We start from the raw sequence: 7530 nt of genomic DNA on the forward strand, positions 1-7530 counted from the left end.
CGCTACGGAGGCGTAAGCGCAGTTTATCTGCGCGGTTAAACGCCGAAGTGAGCGTGCCTTAAACTTTGAGAATGTATATTCTCAAAGTTAATCTGCTCCAGACAGTGTCGTCACGAGATGAATTTCCGTGGTATATCAAGGAGAACGAGCCTTTTATGCAGGGAGTGTACTCTTATGGCACTCGACCGGAATAAAAGGCGAAGTTCGACGCAGAGATACCGGGAAAGGCGCTCGTGACGACACTGTCTAAAACTCCCACTTCGCCTGTAAACTGCCGGTCACGCCTTCTCTTTTGCCCGCATAGCCCTGCACGCCGACGCGCAAAAGACTACGGGCCGTTGCGCTGCACGCCGTGCGCTGTTCCAGCGCGTCCAGCGCCAGAGCGGAGCAGAGCAGTCCCATATAATAAGCGATGACAGACAGGGCAAACTGCTCGGGCGCGACGCCGCGTATCTGATAGAAAACAGAAGAAATATTGTGCGTGACAAAAAACAACACAAGGGCAAGCAGACCGAAGATCTGATTTTTATTTAGTAATATTGAATTGTTGTGATTCTGGAGCATGGCACTCCGTATTGTTTGGGAGGGGAGAATATTTGTCCGATTATGTATCTGCGTTGTTTGGGTAAAGGGTCTTCATGCGGCAGCCGGCGCAATACTATATGTACGCTTGTTTAGTGTCGCAATTATATAAGATATCTATTTTTTTAAAATGAGGCAGGCCACGGCCCCGAAAGCCAGACCCCAGAAGGGCGCGCCCAGTCCGAGCAGTTCCATGCCCGAGGCCGTGGCGAGAAAAGCTATGATTCCGGCTTCCATATGGTCGCTGTCTCTGAAGATGCCGTAAAAGCCCGTGGTAAAGGCGCTCAGGAGCGCCAGACCTGCCAGTGCGGCGATAAACACCGGGGGCAGGGCCGCGAAAAGTGCGGTGAGCGTGGTTCCGCACAGGCCGATGAGCACGTACAGCCCGCCACAGGCCAGACCTGCCACATAACGCCGCGAGGGATTTTCATGCGACTCCTTGCCAGTGCAGATGGCCGCCGTCAGGGATGACAGGTTGATGGCGTGGGAGCCGAAAGGGGCGAACAGCAGCGAAGCCAGCCCGGTCACGGTCATGATGCCGTTGGACGCCACCGGATAGCCCGAGGCGTGCAAAACGGCCATACCCGATATGTACTGGCCCGTCAGTGTCACCAGGGCCAGCGGCAGGCCGATGCTGATGATGGTGGCGGCAGACCATTGGGGGACGGTGAATACCGGCTTTGCCAGTGAAAAGCGGATGGCCTCGAAATGCATCATGCCGCTGAGCCATGCAATGGCGACGCCAAGCGCCAGCACGGCGGCAACGGCATAGCGCGGACACAGCCGCCTGAACAGGATAAAACAGCCAAGCATGCTCAGGCCCAGCAGCGGGGCGGCCTGTATGGACGTGAAGATTTTTGTCCCGAAGCTGAACAGGATGCCCGCAAACATGCCTGAGCTGACGGCAATGGGGATGCGCCGCATGATGATGTCCAGCGAACCGGTCATGCCGATGACGGTTATGATGGCCGCGCTTGCCAGATACGCGCCCACGGCCTCGGCAAAAGGCACGCCGGGCAGCATGGATACCAGCAGGGCCGCGCCCGGTGTCGACCATGCGGTAATGACGGGGATGCGCATCTTCCAGCTCAGCAGCAGGCCCGTAAGCCCGCTGCCTACGGATACCGCCCATATCCAGGATGTGGTCAGTTCGTCGGACAGGCCCGCCAGGTGCGCGGCCTGAAAAATAAGCACGGCGGAACCGGCATAGGATACGATGACCGCCAAAAAACCCGCGATCACGGCCGTGATGGAAAAATCACTCTGTAACTGGCTCAACTGGTTCTCCGCAGGTGTGTGGGCTTGCCCTGTGTTCTCCAAAATCTTGTATACCGGCGGCGCTCGGCAGGCAAATAAAGGGCCTTGGCTTGCGGCCGTCCGGGGCTGCGGCGACCTGCATGGCCTTCTGGCGTGTGTCAAACACCAGTGCGCCGGGGCAGGGGAAAAGAAGGCGGCCTTTTGCTTGCCCGCAGAACATGCGGACAACGGGTAATCTTACAGGGCAAAGCCACCGGTGGGCAAGCTTTTCGGGAATTTGCCGCAACAGCCGTGACCGGGCGGCTTTGTTTTGACAGGCCCTGAAAGCAGAAGGCCGCTTCCTTGAAGCGGCCTTCTGCTTATTCCGGCGCGGATGCCGGCTACGGCGCGGCAGGCTTATTTGCCCAGCACTTCCACCGTAGCCATGGCGATCTGAAGTTCTTCATTGGTGGGAATGATGAGCACGGGTATGGAGCTGTCGGGCGTGGAGATGGCGCGCGCGCCTGCTTTGCGGGTTCCGTTTTCCCTGGCGTCTATCTTGATGCCGAGGTTTTCAAGCCCGGCGCACACCTGGGCGCGCACGATGTCGTCATTTTCGCCGATGCCGGCGGTAAAGACCAGGGCGTCCACCTTGCCGTCCAGCAGGAAGTAGTAAGAGCCAAGGGTTTTCTTGATGCTGCGGACCAGCATCTTGAGCGCCAGGGCGGCACGTTCGTTGCCCTTTTCCACCTCGGCATGCACGTCGCGCATGTCGGTGTGGCCGCACAGGCCCAGCAGCCCGGACTGCTTGTTCATCAGGGTGTCCACCTGCTCGGGGGAAAGGCCCTTCTTTTCCATGACAAAAGGCACAATGGCGGGGTCGATGCTGCCGCAACGGGTTCCCATGATGAGACCTTCAAGGGGGGTCAGGCCCATGCTGGTGTCAAAGCATTTGCCGTCGCGCACGCAGCTCATGGACGAGCCGTTGCCAAGGTGCATGGTGATGGAGCGCAGTTCGTTCAGGGGCTTGCCGAGGTACTTGGCGGTAGCGCCCGCGATGTACTTGTGCGAAGTGCCGTGGAAGCCGTAACGGCGGATGCGCAGATCTTCATACAGATCGTAGGGCAGGGCGTACATGAAGGCTTCCCTGGGCATGCCCATGCCGAATTCCGTATCAAACACCGCCACGTTGGGCACACCGGGGAAGAGCTTTTCAGCCACTTCAATGCCCATAAGGTTGGCGGGGTTGTGCAGGGGGCCAAGCACGGCGCATTCACGCACGATGTTTTTCACGCGCTCGTCCACCAGCACGGGGTCGCTGACGGCTTCACCGCCGTGCAGCACGCGGTGGCCGATGCCCGCAATTTCGCTCTTGTCCTTGATGACGCCTTTTGCTGCGTCGGTGAGCAGGGCGATGACCATTTCCATCGCCTGCACATGGGTGGGAAAGTGCGCGGTCTGGACGATTTTTTCTTCTTTGTCCGTATCGGGGGCGATCTTGTGGGTCAGACGGCCTTCGTCCTGTCCGATGCGTTCGGCAAGGCCGGAGCAGAGAACGGCGTGGGTGTCCATTTCCAGCAGTTGGTACTTGCAGGACGAGGAGCCCGCGTTGATGACCAGGATTTTCATGTGTCTTCCTTTCCTTGTTGACGAAATGCGGGGGAGGGGCTTCCCCTCCCCGGGATAACTGTTTTTTGGCTCCGGCGTAGGCCCTCAGCCTTATGGGCAACGGTCCAGGCAGACGCCCCCCCTCGGTGGCTGACGTTTGCCCGCGCAGTCGCCCGCCGCAAAGATGCAAGCGCAATTTACTTGCGCGGTTAAACGCTGAAGCGAGCGTGCCTTAAACTTTGAGAATGTATATTCTCAAAGTTAATCTGCTCTAGCGTCCGGCGGCCTTTTCCGCCGCAGCCTGAACCGCCGTGATGGCAACGGTGTTCACGATATCGGGAACCGTGCAGCCGCGCGACAGGTCGTTGACGGGCTTGTTCAGCCCCTGAAGCACCGGCCCGATTGCCACGGCGCCCGCGGCCCGCTGCACGGCCTTGTAAGTGTTGTTGCCCGTGTTCAGGTCAGGGAAGATGAAGACCGTGGCCTTGCCGGCCACCTTGCTGTCGGGCATTTTTGTCTTGGCAACGCTGGGGTCAATGGCGGCATCGTACTGCAGGGGGCCTTCGAGGGCCAGACTGGGGGCCATTTCTTTGGCGATCTTTGTGGCTTCCACAACAATGTCCACGTCCGCGCCCTTGCCGGACGTGCCGGTGGAGTATGAAAGCATTGCCACGCGCGGCTCAATGCCGAAAACTTCGGCCGTATGGGCCGAAGCGATGGCGATTTCTGCAAGCTGCTGTGCCGTGGGGTTGGGGTTGACGGCGCAGTCGCCGAAAACCAGCACACGGTCCTTGAGGCACATGAGAAAGACCGAAGACACCACCGAGAAGCCGGGCTTGGTCTTCACAAATTCAAAAGCCGGGCGAATGGTGTGGGCCGTGGTATTGATAGCGCCGGAAACCATGCCGTCGGCATCGTCCAGCTTGACCATCATGGTGGCGTAATAGGTCGAATCGGCCATTGTGTCGCGGGCCTGCTCCGGCGTAATGCCCTTCTTTTTGCGCAGTTCGTAATAGGTGTTGGCGTATTCTTCAAACTTGGGCGAATTGACGGGGTCGATAAGGGTGGCCCTTTCCAGGTCCAGGCCGAGAGTGCTGGCCTTGGAGCGTATTTCGTCCACATTGCCCAGAAGGGTGATTTCGGCCACGCCGCGGCGCAACAGAATGTCGGTGGCCTGCAGAATGCGTTCTTCAGTGCCTTCGGCCAGCACGATGCGCATCTTGTTGGCCTTGGCCCGCTCGATCAGCTCGAATTCAAACATCATGGGCGTGATGCGCGAACTGCGCTTGCTCACGATGCGGTTGGCAATGTCCTTGCCGTTGACGTGCTGTTCAAAAAGGCCCAGCACTGTGTTGATTTTGCGCAGGTTGCCCGGCTCAATGGGAGCGATAAGTTCCTGCAGGGCCAGCATGGTATTGTAGGTGTGGCCTTTTGTCAGCAGGATGGGCAGGGGAGAGGCCGTCCAGCCCTGAATGAATTCGCACACTTCATGGGCGGGCCGAATGCCGCCGGTCAGCAGCACGCCGGCGATGTCCGGCGTGGAAGAGGACAGGCGCGAGGCAATGGCGGCCAGCAGCACGTCGGCGCGGTCGCCGGGGGTGACGATAAGCTGGTCTTTGGCGATATAGTGCAGCACGTTGTTTACATGCATGGCCGCGATAAGGTAGTCGTCCACCAGGGCGTCCAGGCGGTCTTCGCCAAAAAGCACTTCGGCGTCCAGTCCCTTTTTCACATCGCCCATGGTGGGCTGGCCGATGATAGGCTCGTTGGGGACGGCGTAGATGAGGGCCTTGCGGTCTTCGGTGCTGAAATGGGCGCGCAGTTCGTCAAGTTCCGTCTGGGTGAGGTTGCGGCGGTTGATGATGGTCGCCACCACGTCCAGGGAATAGGGGGCCAGACTGTCCATGGTGATCTGGAGAGATTCGCGGATGTCTTCGGCCGTGGATTTTTGCCCGCTGGTCACAAGAATGACGGGAGTACCCAGGTTGGCGGCGATTTCGGCATTCAGCTCGAATTCGAAGACAGGGTCCTTGCCCAGAAAGTCCGAACCCACGCACAGCACGAAATCATACGTTTCCAGCAGTTTTTTATATTTCTGGATGATGTTTTCAATGAGCAGGTTGCGCGAACCCTGATTGATGATCTGGCGCGCCTCGCGCTGGGTGTAGGCAAAGGTGTCGCTGTAGTCGATATTGATCTTGAAGTATTCAAGCATCAGGTTGATGTCGGGGTCACGGTCGTCCCATAGCGGTTCGTTGATGATGGGACGGAAAAAAGCCACCTTGCGCATGCTGCGGCTGAGCAGCTGCATGGCTCCCAGGGCAATGGCGCTTTTGCCCGTCATCGGGCCGGTGGCCGTGATATAAAGTCCGTTGTACATAAGCTTCCCCTGATTTTTTCCGGGCAGGCTGGCAGGATAACGCGAAAAGGGCGCGGGCCTTCACCCGCGCCCCGGCCTCAGTTATACGGCAACAACCGCGCCCGCCGCCTGAAGCCCCCGGAGGGGAGGCTTGCCTGGTGGCGGGCGCGGCATTCATTCGTCAGTTCCCTACTTGACTTCGCTGGCGTCCGGGTAGGGGAGGTCGGCCAGCTGCTTCAGCAGAGCGTAGCGCTCGGCGTAGGCAGCAGCCAGGTCCGCGCGCAGTTGCTTGGAAGCTTCGGGGTTGGTTTTTTCCAGCGAGGCAAAGCGGGTTTCGCCGCCCAGGAATTCCTGAATGTCCACGCTGGGAGCCTTGCAGTCGAGCTGGAAGGGGTTTTTCTTTTCCTTGGCAAGCTCGGGATGGTAGCGGTACAGGGGCCAGTAGCCGGTCTGCACGGCCAGCTTGGATTCTTCCTGGCTCTTGCCCATGCCCTTGCGCAGGCCCTGGTTGATGCAGGGAGCGTAGGCGATGATAAGCGAGGGGCCTTTGTAGGCTTCGGCTTCGCGGAAGGCCTTGAGGGTCTGCTGCTTGTCGGCGCCCATGGCGATGGAGGCCACGTACACATAGCCGTAGGTCATGGCCATGCGGCCAAGGTCTTTTTTGCCGGTGCGCTTGCCGGCGGCCGCAAACTGGGCCACAGCGCCAAGCGGCGTAGCCTTGGAGGACTGGCCGCCGGTGTTGGAGTACACTTCGGTGTCCATCAGCAGGATGTTGATGTCGTCGCCAGTGGCCAGCACGTGGTCAAGACCGCCGTAACCGATGTCGTAGCCCCAGCCGTCGCCGCCGAAGATCCACACGCTCTTCTTGGTGAAGAGGTCGTCCATGTGCCAGATTTCGTGGGCCAGCGGGCTTTCAAAGGAATCAAGGTTGGCAAGCACCATGTCGCCGTACTTGCGGGAGCCTTCGGCGTCTTCCTTGTTGGCAAGCCAGCCTTCCATGGCTTCCTTGAGTTCGGAGGGAATGTTCTCTTCCTTCAGGGCTTCTTCGATCTTCATGGCCAGCAGGTTGCGGCGCTGGTCATACGCAAGGCCCATGCCGCAGCCGTATTCGGCGGCGTCTTCAAACAGGGAGTTGCCCCAGGCCGGGCCAAAGCCGTCCTTGTTGGTGCAGTACGGCGTGGTGGGCGAAGAAGCGCCCCAGATGGAGGAGCAGCCCGTGGCGTTGGCGACGATCATGCGTTCGCCAAAGAGCTGGGTGAGCACCTTGACATAGGGGGTTTCGCCGCAACCGGCGCAGGCGCCGGAGAATTCATGCAGGGGCTGCTGCAGCTGCGAACCCTTCACGGTGTCGCGGGCCAGCAGTTTGTCCTTGAGGCTCACATTGGCTTCCGCAAAGGCCAGGTTGGCCTTCTGCTCGTCCATCTGGGTTTCAAGGGGCTTCATGATCAGGGCCTTGTTCTTGGCCGGGCAGACATCGGCGCAGGAGCCGCAGCCCAGGCAGTCTTCAGGGTAGACCTGAATGCGGAACTTGAGGCCCTTGAGCTCTTTGCCCATGGCGTCCTTGGTGGCAAAGGCGGCCGGGGCGCCTTCAAGCTCTTCCTCGGTAGCCAGCACGGGGCGGATGGCGGCGTGGGGGCACACGAAAGAGCACTGGCAGCACTGGATGCAGTTTTCCACCTGCCATTCGGGAATGGCAATGGCTACGCCGCGCTTTTCGCAGGCGGCGGTGCCGAGGGGCATGAAAC

The 7530-nt window shown here is 59.6% G+C and carries 5 protein-coding genes; all 5 read right to left on the minus strand.

The window, feature by feature from the left end; all coding sequences use genetic code 11:
- Positions 1–246: 246 nt before the first annotated feature.
- Complete coding sequence (locus V6C07_RS01645) at positions 247–564, minus strand: hypothetical protein (protein ID WP_333534653.1); 318 nt, start codon at positions 562–564, stop codon at positions 247–249.
- Between the two features lie 135 nt (positions 565–699).
- Positions 700–1860 (minus strand): benzoate/H(+) symporter BenE family transporter, encoded by a 1161-nt coding sequence (locus V6C07_RS01650; protein WP_333534654.1) that lies wholly within the window; start codon positions 1858–1860, stop codon positions 700–702.
- A gap of 375 nt (positions 1861–2235) precedes the next feature.
- A complete protein-coding gene (locus V6C07_RS01655; protein ID WP_333534655.1) occupies positions 2236–3447 on the minus strand; it encodes an acetate kinase in 1212 nt (403 codons plus the stop codon).
- A 250-nt stretch (positions 3448–3697) separates the two neighbouring features.
- The gene (gene pta / locus V6C07_RS01660; RefSeq protein WP_333534657.1) at positions 3698–5806 is read right to left on the minus strand and encodes a phosphate acetyltransferase; all 2109 of its coding nucleotides are present in this window, start codon (positions 5804–5806) and stop codon (positions 3698–3700) included.
- A gap of 168 nt (positions 5807–5974) precedes the next feature.
- The coding region (locus V6C07_RS01665) for a thiamine pyrophosphate-dependent enzyme (RefSeq protein WP_333534658.1) at positions 5975–7530 on the minus strand (1556 nt) is incomplete at its 5' end.

The sequence above is a fragment of the Desulfovibrio sp. 1214_IL3152 genome, assembly GCF_036763055.1.
Taxonomy (GTDB): domain Bacteria; phylum Desulfobacterota; class Desulfovibrionia; order Desulfovibrionales; family Desulfovibrionaceae; genus Desulfovibrio.